Annotated in this window: 14 protein-coding genes and 2 pseudogenes; 11 read left to right on the forward strand and 5 right to left on the reverse strand. The window is 68.9% G+C overall.

Annotation, left to right across the window (positions count from 1 at the left end; genetic code table 11):
• The first annotated feature begins 8 nt into the window (after nucleotides 1–8).
• The 7 genes and pseudogenes from QTQ03_RS03370 (at nucleotide 9) to QTQ03_RS03405 (ending at nucleotide 8,239) form a co-directional block, all read left to right on the forward strand.
• Nucleotides 9–947 carry a thioesterase family protein gene (locus QTQ03_RS03370; RefSeq protein WP_289276673.1) on the forward strand — a complete coding sequence of 313 codons (939 nt, stop codon included), beginning with the start codon at nucleotides 9–11 and terminating at the stop codon, nucleotides 945–947.
• Complete coding sequence (locus QTQ03_RS03375; RefSeq protein ID WP_289276674.1) at nucleotides 944–1,660, forward strand: DsbA family protein; 717 nt, start codon at nucleotides 944–946, stop codon at nucleotides 1,658–1,660. Before QTQ03_RS03370 ends, QTQ03_RS03375 begins: the two co-directional genes overlap by 4 nt.
• Nucleotides 1,657–2,391, forward strand: a complete 735-nt coding sequence (locus tag QTQ03_RS03380) for a class II aldolase/adducin family protein (protein WP_289276675.1) — start codon at nucleotides 1,657–1,659, stop codon at nucleotides 2,389–2,391. Before QTQ03_RS03375 ends, QTQ03_RS03380 begins: the two co-directional genes overlap by 4 nt.
• 25 nt (nucleotides 2,392–2,416) lie before the next feature.
• Nucleotides 2,417–3,970 carry an AMP-binding protein gene (locus QTQ03_RS03385; RefSeq protein ID WP_289276676.1) on the forward strand — a complete coding sequence of 518 codons (1,554 nt, stop codon included), beginning with the start codon at nucleotides 2,417–2,419 and terminating at the stop codon, nucleotides 3,968–3,970.
• Nucleotides 3,967–5,234, forward strand: a pseudogene (locus tag QTQ03_RS30570) (cytochrome P450). The gene QTQ03_RS03385 and the pseudogene QTQ03_RS30570 overlap by 4 nt, the downstream one beginning before the upstream one ends.
• Nucleotides 5,235–5,402: 168 nt before the next feature.
• Nucleotides 5,403–5,936, forward strand: coding sequence for a hypothetical protein (locus tag QTQ03_RS03400; protein ID WP_289276679.1), 534 nt, complete (start codon nucleotides 5,403–5,405; stop codon nucleotides 5,934–5,936).
• A gap of 1,002 nt (nucleotides 5,937–6,938) precedes the next feature.
• Nucleotides 6,939–8,239 (forward strand): annotated as a pseudogene (locus tag QTQ03_RS03405) (glycosyltransferase).
• A 241-nt stretch (nucleotides 8,240–8,480) separates the two neighbouring features.
• Here the strand turns inward: QTQ03_RS03405 and QTQ03_RS03410 are convergent.
• Together QTQ03_RS03410 and QTQ03_RS03415 are read right to left on the reverse strand one after the other, a co-directional pair.
• Entirely contained in the window at nucleotides 8,481–8,918 is a 438-nt protein-coding gene (locus QTQ03_RS03410) for a hypothetical protein (RefSeq protein ID WP_289276680.1), read from the reverse strand.
• Nucleotides 8,915–9,574 (reverse strand): helix-turn-helix transcriptional regulator, encoded by a 660-nt coding sequence (locus tag QTQ03_RS03415; RefSeq protein ID WP_289276681.1) that lies wholly within the window; start codon nucleotides 9,572–9,574, stop codon nucleotides 8,915–8,917. Before QTQ03_RS03415 ends, QTQ03_RS03410 begins: the two co-directional genes overlap by 4 nt.
• Before the next feature lie 25 nt (nucleotides 9,575–9,599).
• On the opposite strand from QTQ03_RS03415, the gene QTQ03_RS03420 reads away from it, so the two are divergent.
• On the forward strand, nucleotides 9,600–10,307 hold the full coding sequence (locus QTQ03_RS03420) for a group III truncated hemoglobin (protein WP_289276682.1): 708 nt from the start codon (nucleotides 9,600–9,602) through the stop codon (nucleotides 10,305–10,307).
• Between the two features lie 82 nt (nucleotides 10,308–10,389).
• Here QTQ03_RS03420 and QTQ03_RS03425 read toward each other — a convergent pair whose 3' ends face one another.
• Nucleotides 10,390–11,646, reverse strand: a complete 1,257-nt coding sequence (locus QTQ03_RS03425; protein ID WP_289276683.1) for an LCP family protein — start codon at nucleotides 11,644–11,646, stop codon at nucleotides 10,390–10,392.
• Nucleotides 11,647–11,918: 272 nt separating this feature from the next.
• Nucleotides 11,919–12,086 (reverse strand): hypothetical protein, encoded by a 168-nt coding sequence (locus QTQ03_RS03430; RefSeq protein WP_289276684.1) that lies wholly within the window; start codon nucleotides 12,084–12,086, stop codon nucleotides 11,919–11,921.
• 480 nt (nucleotides 12,087–12,566) lie between these two features.
• Here QTQ03_RS03430 and QTQ03_RS03435 point away from each other — a divergent pair, with 480 nt between their 5' ends.
• The 3 genes from QTQ03_RS03435 to QTQ03_RS03445 are packed head-to-tail and all read left to right on the forward strand — an operon-like array spanning nucleotide 12,567 to nucleotide 15,089.
• On the forward strand, nucleotides 12,567–13,121 hold the full coding sequence (locus QTQ03_RS03435) for a hypothetical protein (RefSeq protein ID WP_289276685.1): 555 nt from the start codon (nucleotides 12,567–12,569) through the stop codon (nucleotides 13,119–13,121).
• Nucleotides 13,122–13,140: 19 nt separating this feature from the next.
• Nucleotides 13,141–14,589 (forward strand): hypothetical protein, encoded by a 1,449-nt coding sequence (locus tag QTQ03_RS03440; protein ID WP_289276686.1) that lies wholly within the window; start codon nucleotides 13,141–13,143, stop codon nucleotides 14,587–14,589.
• Nucleotides 14,586–15,089, forward strand: coding sequence for a hypothetical protein (locus QTQ03_RS03445; protein ID WP_289276687.1), 504 nt, complete (start codon nucleotides 14,586–14,588; stop codon nucleotides 15,087–15,089). The genes QTQ03_RS03440 and QTQ03_RS03445 overlap by 4 nt, the downstream gene beginning before the upstream one ends.
• A 381-nt stretch (nucleotides 15,090–15,470) precedes the next feature.
• Here the strand turns inward: QTQ03_RS03445 and QTQ03_RS03450 are convergent, their stop codons facing one another.
• Nucleotides 15,471–16,676 (reverse strand): IS256 family transposase, encoded by a 1,206-nt coding sequence (locus QTQ03_RS03450; protein ID WP_289280611.1) that lies wholly within the window; start codon nucleotides 16,674–16,676, stop codon nucleotides 15,471–15,473.
• Nucleotides 16,677–16,794: the final 118 nt, after the last annotated feature.

Below are 16,794 nucleotides of genomic sequence, written 5' to 3' on the forward strand. Positions count from 1 at the left end.
ACAGACGAATGACCAGTGCGCCCACCGCCCCGCTGACCGTCCTGGTCGGCCGGCCCCGCTACGAAGGGGCGAACATCCGAACCTGGATCGGCTTCAAGCACTTCATCTACCTGGTCGAGGAGGCGGTTCTGCAGTGGCTGCGTGACCGTGGCACGGGAGCACGGGACCTCTTCCACGAGCACGGCCTCGGGGTGGAGGTCGTCGACTGCTCGGTGCAGCTGCCCGCGACGCTGGAGGTCGACGACGAGGCCCGGGTCGAGGTGACCGGCGACTCGGGCGCCAGGCTGGCGGTGCGCATGACGGTCCACCGCGGCGGGCAGGACCAGGTCGTGCTGCGGGGCAAGGTCCGCATCGCCCTCGTTCGGGAACCCACGGCGACGGTTTCCACTCCGGCGCCCGAACACCTGGCGGACCTGGTGGTGCCGACCGTCGCCGCGGCCGGGGTGGTCGCCCGCCCGGACCACCGGACCATCGACGCCGGCCAGAGCGTCGCCGACGTGCTCACCCCGGTCGGCTCGAACGCCTTCCTGTGGAGCTGGCGGGCCCCGTACTTCTACTGCCACTTCTCCGACCGGGTGCAGCACTCCGGCTACGTCCGGGCGCTGGAAGAGGTGGTGGACCGGTTCCTCGCCGACCGGGGCATCTCGGTGGGGCGGCTGGTCCGCGAGCGGGCCTGGATTCCGGTGGTCTCCCGGGCCCGGGTGCAGCTGGTGGACGCGGCCGGGATGGAGGAGGAGGTGCACACCGTGCTGAACGTCGTTGACGTCCTGCGCGGCGTCATGTTCGACGCCCGCATGGACTGCTACGTCCGCCGGGGCGACCGCCTGGTGCACACCGCAACCGCCCGGATCCTGCACGGCTACGCCATCAGCGGCGGCCCCCGCGCGGGTGAACTGGCCGAGTTCGACGACGAGGTGCTCCGCGCCCTGTCCGGGGGTGTGGAGTGAAGCGTCGACCCCGCCTCTACTTCTCGTTCCGCAGCCCGTACAGCTGGCTGACGGTGCACCGGCTACGGCAGGCGGTGCCGGACGTGTTCGACCGGCTCGACTGCTACCCGTACTGGGATCCGGACACGAAGACCTCGGCCGCGCTGGCGGAGCGGGGGGCGGAGTTCCACTACGTGCAGATGAGCCGGGCCAAGCACAGGTACATCCTGCTGGACACCAAGCGGTTGGCGGAGCAGATGGGCCTGGCGATGGCCTGGCCGATCGATGTCGACCCCTGGTGGGAACTGCCGCATCTGGCCTGGCTGTGGGCCCGCCGGCAGGGGCGGGCGGTGCAGTTCTACGACGCCCTGGTGACGGAGCGCTGGGAGCGCGGCGAGGACATCTGCACCCCCGAGGTACTGGGCCGGGCGGCCGCGGCGGCCGGCCTCGACCTGGCCGGCGCGCAGGCCGCGCCGGACGACGAGCAGATCCGTGACGAGGCTGCCGGGTGCCTGGTCACCGCGTACGAGGACGACGTGTTCGGCATTCCGTACCTCCGGTGGGGCCGGCACCGGTTCTGGGGCCTGGACCGGGTCGACCACTTCCTGCACGCCTGGCAGCCCGCCCCCGGGGCGAACGGCACCGCATTGGCCACCGACCCGGTGGCCGGCATCCCGGCGGCCGTCACCGCTGGCGCGTCGTTCGACACCGACACCGCGGGAGGCTGTGGATGACCGGGCGGACCCCCGCCGAGGAGCGGCTGCGGCGGCAGCGGCAGCTCGCCGCGACCTGCCGGCTCTTCGCCCGCCTCGGCTTCGACGAGGGCGCCGGTGGCCATGTGACCGCCCGCGATCCGGAGCACCCCGACCGGTTCTGGATCAACCCGTTCGGGATGCACTTCGGGCACGTACGCGTCAGCGACCTGCTGCTGGTGGACCCGGCCGGCGCGGTGCTGGAGGGCGAAGGCCGGATCAACCCAGCCGGATACGTCATCCACTCCCACGTGCACGCCGCCCGTCCGGACACGGTGGCCGCCGCGCACACCCACTCGACCTACGGTCGAGCATGGTGCACCCTCGGTCGTCCGCTGGACCCGATCACCCAGGACGCCTGCGCCTTCTACGACGATCACGCGGTTTTCGACGACTACACCGGCGTGGTGTTGGCCGACGACGAGGGCAAGCGGATCGCCGAGGCGCTCGGGCGGACCAAGGCGGTGATCCTGCGTAACCACGGGCTGCTCACCGTGGGCGGGTCGGTCGCCGAGGCGGCCTGGTGGTTCATCACGATGGACCGTAGCTGTCAGGTGCAGTTGCTGGCCGAGGCGGCCGGCAACCCGGTGCCTATCGACCCCGAGGCCGCCACCGTGACACGGGGCACGATCGGCACGCCGGAGGTCGCCCGGCTGAACTTCCGCCCGCTGTACGCCGACATCGTCCACGAACAGCCGGACCTCCTGAACTGAGCCGAGAACCCGAAGGAGCGCCAAGGTGGTACTGTTGACGGATTTGCTGGCCGGCGGCGCTGGCGGGCCGGCCCTTCGCGACTCGACCGGTGAGCTGGACTGGCCGGCCCTGGACGCCCGGGTCAACCGCTGGATCCACCTGCTGCGCGCCGAGGGCCTCCGGGTCGGTGACACCATGGCCGTGGTCTGCGGTAACCGGCGTGAGACGTTCGAGGTGCTGCTCGCCGCCATCCACACCGGAGTGATCGTGGTGCCGGTCAACTGGCACCTGACCGCACCTGAGATCGGCTACCTGTTGGCGGACTCGGCGAGCCGGTTGGTGCTGACCGAGCCCCGGTACGCGGCCGTGGTCGCCGAGGCGGTGCACTCCTGCCCCGCCCCGGTGCGTGCGCTGGTGACCGGCGAGCGGGACCACGCCGGCTGCACCCCGGTCGAGCCGCTGCTGGCCGGACTCCCCGCCGACGAGCCCGCCGACCAGGTCTGCGGCTCCATCATGCTGTACACCTCGGGCACCACGGGCGCGCCGAAGGGGGTGCGCAACGGCCTGTTCCGCGTCGGGGCGCCATTCGACCGGGTGGAACGACTGCTCGCCTACGCCGGGCGCGTCCTCGGGGTGCCGGCACGCGGCGCGGTGCTGCTGGTGGGGCCGTGGTACCACTCGGCGCAGGTGTTCTTCGCGTTGCTCCCACTGCTGCGGGGTAGCCGCCTGGTGATGCACGACCGGTTCGACCCGGAATCCTTCCTGGCCGCGGTGGCGGAGCACCGGATCACCGCCTGCCACCTGGTACCCACCCAGTTCGTCCGGTTGCTGCGGCTCGACGCGACCGCACGGGCGGCGGCCGACGTCGGCGGCCTGCGGACGGTCTGGCACGGCGGGGGGCCGTGTCCGGTCGAGGTGAAGCGGCAGATGATCGAGTGGTGGGGTCCGGTGGTGGTCGAGTACTACGCGGCCACCGAGGCCGGCGTGGTGACCCTCGTCGACGCCGAAAGTTGGCTACGGCATCCGGGTAGCGTCGGCCGTGCCGTACCCCCCAACGAGATCGTCATCGTCGACGGTGACGGCAACCCCGTGCCGGCCGGCCAGCCGGGGCGGGTGTTCGTCCACCGCGTCGGGCAGACCTTCGAATACCACAACGCCCCGCAGAAGACCCGCGACGCGCACCTCCGCGCGGGGGTCTTCACCTACGGCGAGACCGGTTACCTGGATTCGGACGGCTACCTCTACCTGACCGGCCGGGCGGGGGACGTCGTGATTTCGGGCGGGGTGAACATCTACCCCGCGGAGGTGCAGACGGTGCTGCTGTCGCACCCGGCGGTCCGGGACGCGGCGGTGACCGGCGAGCCGGACGACGAGTACGGCGAGCGGGTCGTCGCCATCGTCGAGGTGGATTCGGCCCGGCTCGACCCGGAGCGGGGCGGGGAGGTGCTCGCCGCGTTCTGCCGACGTTCGTTGGCCGGGTTCAAGGTGCCCAGGCGGTGGCGTTTCGTCCCGGAACTACCCCGTGACGGCACCGGCAAGCTGCGCCAGGACGTGCTCCGCGGGCTGCTGGGCACCGGAGCGTCAGGAGGCCGGTCATGAGTATGGTCGTCGTGTCGACGGGCAACCGTGCGGACGTCGCGCACCCGGCGACCTACGCCGCCGGGGTGCCGTACGCGGAGTTCGCCCGGCTGCGGCGCGAAGAGCCGGTCAGCTGGGTGCCGGAGGCGGCGCTGTGGCGGCGCTCCGGTGAGGGGCGGATGCTCAGCCAGGGGCCCGGCTTCTGGGCGGTCACCACGCACGACGGGGTGGTCTCCGCGTCTCGGCAGCCGGAGGTGTTCTCCTCCGGCCGTCAGGGCGCCTTCCTGGCGGATCCGCGTACCACCGCGGACCTGGAGCAGGCTCGCCAGTTGCTGGTCAACATGGACGCGCCACAGCACGCCCGGGTCCGTAAGCTGGTCACCGCGGTGTTCACCCCCGGGCGATCCGGGCGCTCGGCGAGAGCGTCACCGCGCACGCCCGGACCCTGGTCGAGTGGGCGGTCCGGCAAGAGGAGTGCGACGTGGTCGCCGACCTCGCGGCCGAGTTGCCGTTGATGGTCCTCGCGGATCTGCTCGGTCTGCCCCGCGAGGATCGGCACCTGCTCTACCAATGGAGCAACAACCTGGTGGGCTTCGACGACCCGGAGTACGGCGGCGGCGACGTCGAGGCGTACCGGAAGACGTTCTTCGAGGCGTTCCAGTACGCGCTCAGCGTCGCCGGCGAGCGGCGTCGTGCGCCGCGCGACGACCTGATGACGCTGCTCGCCACCAGTGAGGTGGACGGTCGACGGCTGACCGACCGAGAGTTCTGCAACTTCTGGTTGTTGCTGGTGGTGGCGGGTAACGAAACCACCCGGCACCTCATTACCGGCAGTGTGCTGGCGCTGGTCGACAACCCGACGCAGCGTGAGCGGCTGGTCGCCGACGACACGCTGCTGCCGTCGGCGGTGGACGAACTGCTGCGCTGGGTCAGCCCGATCATGCAGTTCCGGCGCACCGCGATCGAGGACACCGAACTGTGTGGCACGCCGATCGCCGCCGGTGACAAGGTGGTGCTCTGGTACGCCTCGGCCAACCGGGACGCCGCCGTCTTCGAGGCCCCGGACGAACTGCGGCTGCACCGGAACCCGAATCCGCACCTTTCCTTCGGGATGGGCCCGCATTTCTGTCTCGGGGCGCACCTGGCCCGGCTGGAGGCGAGGACGATGTTGCGGGAACTGGCGCCGCACCTGTCACGTTTCCGACTGACCGGTCCGGTCGTCCGGTTGGAAAGCAACTTCGTCAACGGCGTCAAGTCCCTGCCCGGAAGCTTCACCGGACAGTGAACGTATATCGCGTGTGCGGCGTGTCTGTTGCCTGCCGGCAACGAACATGACATACTCCCGCTGGCCTCTGTCAAGAGGCCAGCCCAATCCGCTAGTCTGAACAAGCCGTTGGGCTGACCACACTGCCGATTGGTGTGCTGCCATGTGACCTTACGTGGAGGGTTGGCGATGGGTGACTACACAATCACCATCAGGGCCGAGGAGTCCAAGACAGAGACTGTCATCTCCGTCGACGTGGACGGTTCGACGCCGCGAATCGTCGAACTGGCCATGCGGGCCGGCAACGGCATCTCGGCACCGACCCTCCCGTCGTTCGATCTCAACCTGCTTCTGCGGGCGCTGTTCCCGTCCGCTACCACCGCCGTCCCACCGACTCCCGTCGAGGATGCCGTCGGGACGCCCAGCGAGGCGGCCGAGTCCGGTGCCGAGCAGGCGCCCTGTCCGGCGCGGAGCACCGACGGCAAGCGTGGGGCCCGGTCGGGCTCGGGCCGTGTCGGTGGGGCCGGTGCCGCACGTCGTCGCGCCGAGGCCTCGGTGCCGGAAGGTCGGGTCTACCGGCGGATGCCGGAGGACGTGGTCGAGGTTTTCAACCGCATCGGCACGGTGACCGCCGTCGCCGAGCACTACGGCGTGCCCCGGCACACCGCCCAGGGCTGGATCGGCCGACTGCGCCGCCGGGGCGACTTCTCCGCGGCCTCCTGACTCCGGCCCTCGTGTTCGAGAAACGCGACAGTGGGGTTGGACCGGATGGTCCAACCCCACTGTCGTCCGCGTGTTCTCTGGTGAACACCGGCGGATGTCCGCACGATGTGGTCTGAGTTGATCCTGGGGCACGGTCGGATCGACCCGGTCCAGTCCACGGTTAGTGAGGCTTCCTGCCCGGACGGTGTTGGGTCGTGTGCCCGGCACGTCCACCGGTGGCTGCGCCGACGGGAAACCTGCCACGGCGACCTTCGGGAAACCTGTCATCCAGCCATCGCATGTCGGCCGCACGCCGGTCACCGTCGCGGGCAGCGCACGGTGCGTCCGGCACCTGGGTTGAGTAGACCGGGGTAGGGGTGTGGGGACACCGCCCGCAGTGGGACTCTGGACAGACCGAGAGGTTTGTTGTGGCATCTCGGCCTCCTGCCGACACGGCGCGTTACGGCCATGATGGTCGTTTACGCGGCGTAGACGCTGGCGCCGACTGAGGGACCGTTTGCGCCGTGACGACGCGCCGTGCGGGTGCTGGTCCGGGCGGTGCGGTGTCGCCAGGCTGTCCGGGTGGCAGAACGAGGAGCGTGTCGATGACGACGTGGGGCGGCGGCTGCGGGTCGTAACATGGAGCGCCGCGGTTGTGCTCGGGTTGGTGGGGAACGAGACGGGGTGACGTGCGCGGCACGGGTGCCGGAGTCGATAGCCCTCCGAATGAGGCGGCTACCTATGGGGGCGACGGCGGTATGACGGCGTGATGCCGGGTGCGGGTTGACGCCGTAGGCGGCGGTCAGTGTGCTGAGCGGGTCGGGGTCAACGACCGGGCTCGGGCTGGCAAGAGCAACGGCGGGAGGTCACGCGCGGCCGTCCGACGGTTTCCCCTTCTCACGGCAGGGAATCCATCGCCAGTGTGAGTGGCCTGCGCCCCAGCATGGGTTCGTCGGGTCGAGCCGTGCTGACCACCGTGTCACTCCGCCGAACGTAGCGGCTCAGCCTGCTGGGAGAAGAGGTATGCGCATCGCGATGATCTCGGAGCATGGCAGTCCGCTGGCCGTTCTCGGTGGCACGGACGTGGGGGCCAGAACGCGCACGTCGCTGAACTCTCGGCTGCCCTCTCGGCCGCCGGGCACGACGTTCGGGTCTACACTCGCCGCGACGACCCGGAGCTACCGGTCACCGTCCACGCCACGGACGGTTACGACGTGGTGCACGTTCCCGCGGGGCCGGCAGAACGGTTGGCCAAGGACGCGCTGCTGCCGCATATGCAGGAGTTCAGCCGGTGGCTCGTCGACCGGTGGCGGAGTGGGGACTGCCAGCCCGAGGTCATCCACGCGCACTACTGGATGAGCGGGCTCGCCGCACTGACGGCCGGTTGGCAGGTCGGCCTGCCTGTCGTGCAAACCTACCAGGATCTCGGGGTGGTCAAACGGCGACACCAGGGGGCGCAGGACACCAGTCCGGCATGCCGGATCGACAGCGAGCGTGAGTTGGGCTGCTTGGTCGATCGCGTGGTCGCGCAGTGTTCAGACGAAGTCGGTGAGCTGGTCCGGCTGGGAGTGCCGCGGTCCCAGATCGTGGTCGTGCCGGCCGGGGTGAACCTGGACGCCCTGGCCGCACGATCGGATTCGGCCGTGGTGCGTGCGACCGGCAGGTTCCGGATCCTCACCGTCGGCCGCCTCGTGCGGCGGAAAGGCTTCGAGACCGTCATCCGCGCGATGGCCCTGTTGCCCGACGCGGAGTGCGTGGTGATAGGTGGTCCGCCGGGTGGCCTGGATGCTGATCCGTCGGCCCGACGCCTGCGGGACTTGGCGGAGACCTGCGGGGTCGCCGACCGGGTCCAGTTGGTCGGCTCGGTGCCTCGAGCGGCGATGGGCGACTGGTACCGCTCGGCGGACGTCCTGGTCGCCGCCCCCTGGTACGAGCCATTCGGGCTCACGTTGCTGGAGGCTATGGCCTGCGGTTTGCCCGTCGTCGGCACGGCGGTCGGGGGCTTGCGGGACACTGTGGTCGACGGGGTGACCGGTGACCTTGTGCCAGCCCGGAGCCCGCGGGCGCTGGGTGTCGCGCTCCGGCGGCTACTCGACGACGAACCCCGTCGATCCGCGTACGCTGGCGCAGCGCGCGAGCGGGCCCGAACGTACTCGTGGTCGGCCACCGCCGGGCGGTTGGCTGGGCTCTACGGCGAAGTCGTGGCGGTGCACCGGCCGGCTACGGGACGACCGTCGTCTCCGACGCGGAGTCGCCGGTCCACCGAGTTTCCCCCCGACGCATGGACAACCTGGTCTTCCTCGGGCCCGGTGGAGCCGGGTTAGGGATGAGGCTGGCCGGCGCGCTCTCCAGGTCTGGTAGCCGAGCTGGCTGGGTGGGGCGGGATCGCGCCACTCGCGCGATCCCAGAGCCGGATCCCGTGCCGGACCGGTCGCGGGGGGCGATGTGATGTTCCACGGAACAATCCGGAGCGGGGGCGCAGATCTCGCAGGGGATCGTCGAGTTGGAGCACGCAGGCCGACCTGCTCACCCTCCTGAGATGCTGACGCCGCCGACGCTCGGGGGTCAGCGCAGCAGCCGCTCGGCCAGCGCCCAGCCGAGAACCAGCAGAACGAGAATCTTGACGACCTCCAGTGCTACGTACCACAGGTGCAGCGACGAAGGGGGCGGCTGGAGTCCATCGATGATCATCTGGGCGCGTCGATCCAGCAGCGGGCGCAGGACGGCGGCCTGGGTGAGCAGAATCAGCCAGAGTGCGCCGATTCCCATCCACCGTCCAGCGCCGACGACGGTTCCGAACGCCGCCACCGTCAGCCCGGCCAGTAGGACGATCTCCGCCGCGTTGAGAGCGCGGAAGACGAGCCGTCCGATGCCCAACCCGATCGGCAGGGTGACACCCGGGGCCCGGAACTTCAGCGGAGCCTCGATCAGTGAGATGGACAGCACCATCCCCAGCCACAGGAACGGCACGGCCACTTGAACGAGGTCCCGGAATCTGGTCATCGGGGCATCTCCTTGTCGACGGCGGTGAGCCGGGCGACACACACGCCCGGGCGCGCGAACGGCACCAGATCGGTGGCGATGTGCGGCGTCACGGTCTCCACGACCTCCCGGAGCAGCCCGCGGTGCATACCGCACACCACGTCAGGGTGCCGCCGAGCGACGTCCTGGAACGGGCATGCGGACAGATTGATCACGCCGGCGTCCCGCGACGGTTGGAAACCCAACTCGCTGAAGACGGCGATGGCTCTCGTGGTGGCGACCTCGACGGTGTCGGCTCCGGGTGGCGGCGGCGCCGGCCGGCCGACGCTCCGCAGCCAGGACCGGCCGGCCTGCTCGGCGAGGTCGCCGGCCCTGCCACGGTCGAGCTGAGCGGCGAGCACCTCGCTGAGGAACTGGTATCCCGTGGGTGGCGCCGGTGGCGTCACCGCGCGGTAGCGGATCTGGGGGCGTCCTCGGCCATCCGGCGCTGTGCGCTCCCGGGTGAGGAGACCGGCGTCGGCCAGGACGTCGAGGTGGAAGCGGACCGTGTTCGGGTGCAGTTCGGTGGCCGCGGCGAGTTCCTTGACGCCCAGCGGGCCGTCGCCGGCGCGGAGCGCGTCGAGAATGTGCCGCCTGCTCGGCACGGCGAGTGCGTGGAAGCTCACGTCTTCGCTCACGGCACTATTTTATACGATGCTGATCGTGGAAATTGTAGACGGCCTGCCCGACATCACCGGCCGCGCCGACATCACCGCGTTGGTCACCGACTTCTACACCCGGGCGTTCGCGGACGACCTGCTCGGCCCGGTCTTCCTCGATGTCGCCCGGATGGACCTGGCGACCCACCTGCCGATCATGTGCGACTTCTGGGAGACCGTGCTGTTCCGCTCCGGTACGTACCAGCGCAACCCTTTGCGCCCGCACGTGGAGCTGAACCGTCGGGAACCACTGACCGAGCGGCACTTCCGCCGCTGGCTCGAGCTGTGGTGCGGCACCGTGGACGACCGGCACGCCGGCCCGAAGGCCGAGCTGGCCAAAGGTGCAGGCGAATCGGATCGCCGGCGCGATGCTGCGGCGGCTGGCCGGCGGCGAACACCACATGATCCGCTCGCGTCCGTCAAGCTGACCATCGTCGTCACGGCTCCGGACGGACGACGGTACAAGGTGCTCGGGAGACACCACAGTCGTCGGTGTCCACATCGGTGTCCGCTTGGACGGCGATGGGCTGCCCCGGCCGCCCTGACCCGCCTGTCTGCCCACCGACGCGGAGATCACCGCCGGCTTCCCCTCCCGGCGCCGAACGAATCCGACGCGGCTGCCGGGGGAGCTCACCGTCCCGGTGTACTCAACCGCGTCGAGGAGATGGTGGCGCCCGTCGGTCCGTACCGACGCGGGGTCTCACGGCACTGACATCGGCGGGTTTCGTGGACCGCCCGGTCCGTGCGTGACGGCGGCACTGGCGATCCGGCCGAGTCCGCTCCGACGACCGGGGTCAAAGTGTCGCCACCTCGGGTTGCGGATGTGCGGCAAGCCACTCGTCCGTCCGGTCGGCCCTGATCGCGGCGGCGAGTTCATCGACCCCTCCGGGATCGAGCGCGACGGACGATCCGGCGTCGGTTCGCATCGTTCCGAGGATCGGTGTGGTGGCGAACTTGATGTCGTTGACATCGATGTTGCGCAGCTCCAGCGCCAGGTCGGTGAGGTCCAGTCCATCATCGACGGTCAGTGATCTGGCGGCCGTGGTCAGCAGTGTGTTGAGTTTGGCCGGGTCGGTGAGCATCGAGCCCTGGTTCATCTTCGTCAGCACGCCGAGGATGACGTGCTGCTGGTTCTTGATCCGGCCCAGATCGCCACCGGGGGTGCCCTTGCGCTGCCGTACGAACTCTCCGGCTTCGACCGCGTCGAGGTCGTGACATCCTTCGTTCCAGGTCCTGCCGCTGCCGGAATGCACGGTGTAGGGTATGCAGACCCGTACGCCGCCAACTGTGCGGACCAGTTCCTGTACCCCGTTCAGATTGACGATCACGGCGCCGTTGAGTGGTATTTTCGTCAGTTGGTAAACCGTTTTCGCGGCGAGGTTGGCGCCGCCGAATGACATCGCAGCATTGATCTTGTTTTTCCCGCCTTTCCAGTTTCCGCCCGCAGGTACGTCGACATAGCTGTCCCGGGGGATGGAGACGACGAACGCGTTCTTGCGGTCGCCACTGACGTGGGCGATCATAATTGTGTCCGATCGCGATCCCCGAGCGTCGGCTGGCGCGGGCTGGTCGACACGGGAGTCGGTGCCGAGGATGAGGAAGTTGAGCGGCTCCCGTCGGCTACCCTGCTTGGACGCGGTGGGCACGCCTTGCAGGATGTCCTCCCGGGCGACCATTCCCTCGTAGTGGTCGCTTGCCAACTTCGCCGCGAGTAGGGAACCGCCGCCCAGGATCAGAGCAGACGCGGCGACGCCGATGGCGAGCCAGTGGTACCAGCGTCGCCGCGGTCCCGACGCGGACCGGGTCTTGGCGGCCGCCGTTTCGTCGGAGTCATCCAGGCTCAATGTGTCGTCCTTTGAGGTCGCTGTCGCGAGTTCCAACAGGTCCGCCGTCCACGCCTGTGGGCGACACGCCGTATTGGTGACCGGACGCCCTGACGAACGGGGCGGCGGTGGACGTCGGACCGGCGTCCGGCAACAGGTCGACCAGGGCGTCGCCGGGTGCTTGCGCGCGAGCGCCGTGCCCGTCGCAGAGTGCCGGATCTCGGGCATCCTATCCCGCGATATGCCATAAGTCCGGCAGGCCACCACCTTCTGCCGGGGCCGGTCGCGGCGGGTCGTCCCGGCGTTTGTGGTGGCGCCCTCGCGTTCCGACTGTGCCTGCCGGTCTGTGCCGTCTCACCGCGTCCTTGGAGACCATGGCGTGGTCACCAGGCGCGCTGCGAGTCGGCGTGGCCGCGGATCGAGGCTTGATCTTCAAGCGGTGGACGGATCGCCGGGGAAGGAATTCCTTCTCCGGCGATCTCATCATTTCGGGTGATCTGTCATGCGTCTCGTCGGCAGGTGTCGGTGATGGTGACGTCCGTGGCGCGGACGAAAGCCTGGCGGTGGTTGAACCAGATCTGGTGGTAGCGGATGCGTCCCGTGACGACGGTGCCGGTGCTGCCGAATGCCGTGGCGTAGTAGTCGGTGGGTACGCGGGTGGGGTCCATCGCGTAGCGCTGTCCCGCGGTGATGAGGTATTGCAGGGGAACGAGTGGCTGGGGGTATACGCCGGTGTCGCGGTAGGCGGCTTTCTCGGGGAACGGCCTGCCGTAGACGGGGATGCTGTTCTGGCCTTCGCGTGGCGAGACGACGAGTCCGCAGGTGGCGACGGCGGTCGGTTTGCGTTCCGGGTCGCGGAGCGCTAATGCGACTTACCGTTCACGTTCACGTTGTCGGAGGAATTACCTGGTGGTGGTCGTCTGCTTCAAGCGCGCATCGCCGAAGCCGTTTGCGAGCACCGCTCAGACGGCGCTCGGGGTGGCCAGGGTTGACCCGGCTGGCCAGGTTGAACGACTCCATCGGTGCACTGTTACGAATGAGACGTTGATTTGTCAGTTGTAAACTCTTCTTGTTGATCTTCCGGGATCTTACAGTGAGATTCGGGCGCCCCGCCAAAAATGTGAACCGGCATCACCTAGGAGGTCGCCGTGCCGTCACTGCAGGATGTCGCCGACCAGATCAACGCCAAACTTGACGAGTTGATCGTCAACACGGCCGTGACCGCACAGGTCAGAGACGGGGTAATCAACCTCAACAACTCGGTGTCCAACCTTGATGTGCACATGCAGGCAGGAATGGCGAATATCGCCGGCGGCCTGCTCGCGATCTGGGAACTGGAAAAGGCGTCACTGGCCGAGCTGCGCCATCACAGCGAGCAGAACGACACCGTTATCTGTCTACTGCAGAACGCCAACGAGCTGCTCTGCGGAATCACCCGCAAACTCACCATGGAGCTCCGGGTCAGCCAGGACACCAACGAGGCTGTGCGACGCATGGAGGGCATCGTGGAACGTGGCATGCCGGCCGCCGCCGGCGACTACGACCGCTTGCGACAGGTCAAGGACACGTTGGCTGAGTGTTGCCCACCGCAGCCCGTCGAACCCGAGCCCTGCCCGGAGCCGTGCCCGGTCCGCCAGCACAAGCCGTACCAGCCCAAGGGGCAGGACTGGAAGCCGGCCGCGCTCCCCAAGCCCGAGGGCTGACCACGATAGGGAGGACGCGGTGACGGTCTTCATCCAGAATGACGCGATCGGGGCCGGTGCCGGCACCATCCAGCCCGACCTGGCCGCGGTGCACCTGCTGGTGATCGCGAACCTCGATACCGGCTTCGGGCTGGGCGCGACCACCGGGAACCTCCAGGAGGTCATCTACACCCGGACCGACCCTGGGATCCCGCCAACCCGACTGGACACGTTGGTAAACACCGACTTCGGAATCAACCCGGCCGGCGTGGACATCATCGTGCTCGCGGTGGGCGGCAACTTCACCCTCAACGATGGCACTCTGATCACCAACAGGGGCGGCACGGCCCTGTCTCCGGCCGGGTCGGGCATGCCCGGGTCGACGCTCAACGGCACCACCTCCTGTCTGGTCATCTACGACACCAGCGACAACAACGGCAACGGCTACTGCCTGGCCCGGGAGGGCACCGGTGGAACGCTGGACCTGCGACTGCCCGTGTCGGTGATGACGTACCACGAGCTGTCACATGCCCTACGCATCGTCACCGACAGCCTGTTGGAGCTGACCGCCACCTGCGATCCAGCCTCACCAGAGGAAAACACGGCGATCACCGATGAGAACGACATGCGTACACAACTGGCCACCCTGCTCGGTGACCCGGTGGTGCTGCGGGATCCGAACATCCACTGCGGGACCAGTTGCGGTGGCGGGGGTGGCGGTTCCTGCTGCATCGTCGCGTCGGTCACCTCGGGCTCCCCACTCTCCGCCGAGGTCGCGGCGCTGCGGTCGCTGCGTGACGGATTCCTGCGTCGCAGTGAGTCGGGCTTCGCCTTCTTCGAGGCCCTACACCACGCCTACTATGCCTTCAGCCCGCAGGTGGTCACCAGCATGGCGGCGGACCTGCAGCTACGGGCGGTAACCCTGGACGGTTTCGTCCGGCCGCTGATCCGGATGCTGCAACTGACCCACGACTACGCCGTCGACGGCGTCGACCCGGTCGAGCTGGGCCGACGCTACCTCGACGGGCTCGGAACCGCCGAGCAGATCCAGGCCACCCAGGCGGTGGGTGAGAGGGTCGAGAAGATAGTTCGCGGCGGCGACCCGGCCGAGCTGAGCCCGACCGAGCAACGGGTGGCGTCGCTGCTGGTCGGGCATGCGCTGCCCGACCCGCACATCCGGTGGGCGCTGATCGAGCCGGTGCGCTCGTACCACCGCCTGTTGCCCGACGCGCTGGCCGGTGAACAGTCACCGCAGTTGGGGCGGCGACTTACCACGATGATCGTCGACTGGGCCGGTCGACTGCCGGTAGATCCATGCTGGGGCAGCATGGATCTACCCACCGCCAGGGCCGAGCTGGAGATGTTGACCGGCACCATGCTGCGGGACGGCGGCGCGCGGCGTCACTTCCTGCACCGGCTCGCAGCCGAGTACGGCTCGACAACCGCTGTACGCACCGCCGTCACCGAGTGCCTTGAGGGAGCGAGATGAGCAAGAGAGACGGGCCTGGCCAGGGCGGGCGCCGTGACCGGCCACGCCTGGAGATCGACATCGACTGGGTTAGGCGCCGCGGCGACACGGTCGAACTCGGCGTGCGGCTCCACAACCGCAACCCAGAGCGCGTCCTGCACTACATCTCGGAGGTACGGGGGATCGTCTTCGACACCGACCGGTTCGTCGTGCGACTGACCGACGAGGGTCGCGAGCTGATCCCGGGGGCGGTGGGACGGCTCCCCGCCATCGGCCGGATCGACCCTGGCGCCAGCGCGGTGCTGGCACTGCGGCTGCCCAGCTCGATCGTGCGGATGCGCACCCCGACGGTCCCGACGGCCGAGGTGGAGCTGGAGGAACACCAGTTGCGGCCGGACGCCGACATCGAGGTAGTGATCGGCTGGAGCGACACGCCGTACTACCCCGACCCACGCGGACGGCGGGAGGCGGCGGGCCTGACCCGCGACTGGGAGCAGGATCAGGCCCGCGCCCGCCGGTGACCAGCGGCCGGCGAACTGGCTGGCTGCCGGATCTCCATCGGCTTACCCACGGCCTACTCGCTGCTGAAAGGCAATCGCTTGTGGTGGGTACCGGCGTTCCGGGATCGGCAGCGTGGCCGCTCCTCGCCTCCGAGCAGCCAAGGTGTGCCGCCGCCGTCGGTGGTCTGCCGGCTGGTCGTCACCCAGGCGCTGTCATCACCACGTCGACTCTCTGTCTACCTGGACCCCGTTGGCGACCGGATCGCCGAGGCGGGGTCGCCGCCACCAGCCGCGCCCGTCTCCCTGCTGTGTTACCTGGGCTCCGCTGGAATTGGTAGGCACCACGACGCTCGCCGTAGGCGGGAGTGTCAAGTTAACGGCTGATCTTGGTTGTTGAGGTGGTCAGTTGTTGGCCGGGGTGAGCCGGCCTTCGAAGGCGATCTGGAAGGCGTTCAGTGGTGCTTTCCAGCGCATGGTCCAGCGTCGGCGGCCGGCTCCGGTCGGGTCGAGGCTCATCAAGGCCATGTAGACGCACTTGAGTGCGGCCTGCTCGTTCGGGAAGTGGCCACGAGCTCGCACGGCCCTGCGGATACGGGCGTTGACGGACTCGATCGCGTTCGTGGAGCAGATGACCTTGCGGATCTCCACGTCGAAGGCGAGGAACGGCACGAACTCCGCCCACGCGTTCTCCCACAGCTTCACGATCGCCGGATACTTACGGCCCCACGCCTCGGCGAACTCGAGGAACCGCTCGGTGGCGGCGTCCTCGGTCGCCGCGGTGTAGACCGGCCGCAGCGCTTTGGCGATCTTGTCCCAGTCCTGCCGGGCGGCGTAGCGGAACGAGTTGCGCAGCAGGTGCACCACACACGTCTGCACGATCGTGCGCGGCCACACCGTCTCCACCGTCTCCGGCAGTCCCTTGAGCCCGTCACAGACCAGCATCAGCACGTCGGCCACGCCGCGGTTCTTCAACTCGGTGAGCACGTGCAGCCAGTACTTGGCGCCCTCGCCGCCGTCACCGGCCCAGATACCGAGGATGTCGCGGTGGCCGTCGACGGTGACCGCCATCGCGAGGTAGATCGGCCGGTTCGCGACCTGACCGTCCCTGATCTTGACGTTGATGGCGTCGATGAACACGACCGGGTAGACCCGGTCCAGGGGCCGGTTCTGCCACTCGGCCATGCCGTCCATGACCTTGTCGGTGATCGTGGAGATGGTCTGCTTCGACACCTCAGCGCCGTAGACCTCAGCCAGGTGCGCGGCGATCTCGCCGTGGGTCAGGCCCTTGGCCGACAGCGACAGGACCATGTCGTCGACGCCGGTCAGACGCCGCTGCCGCTTACGCACGATCTGCGGCTCGAACGTCCCGGCGGCGTCGCGTGGGACCCGCACCTCGACCGGCCCGACGTCGGTGAGCACCGTCTTGGTCCGGCTGCCGTTACGGGTGTTCCCGCTACCCCGACCCGCCGGGTCGTGCTTGTCGTAGCCGACGTGGTCGGTGATCTCCCCATCCAACGCCGACTCGAGGACCCGCTTCGTCAGCTGCTGCAGCAGCCCACCCTCGCCGGTCAGCTTCAACCCGTCACCACGAGCCCGATCGACCAGCATCGCGATCAACTGCTCATCCGTGACCGCACCCACCGGCTCCACGGCCGGCTGTCCCACGGTGGTCTCGGTCGTCATCTGGCGTCTCTCCCTTGATCGGTCGATCAGCCGTTATTTGGGC

It is taken from the genome of Micromonospora sp. WMMA1363 (assembly GCF_030345795.1).
Lineage (GTDB): Bacteria > Actinomycetota > Actinomycetes > Mycobacteriales > Micromonosporaceae > Micromonospora.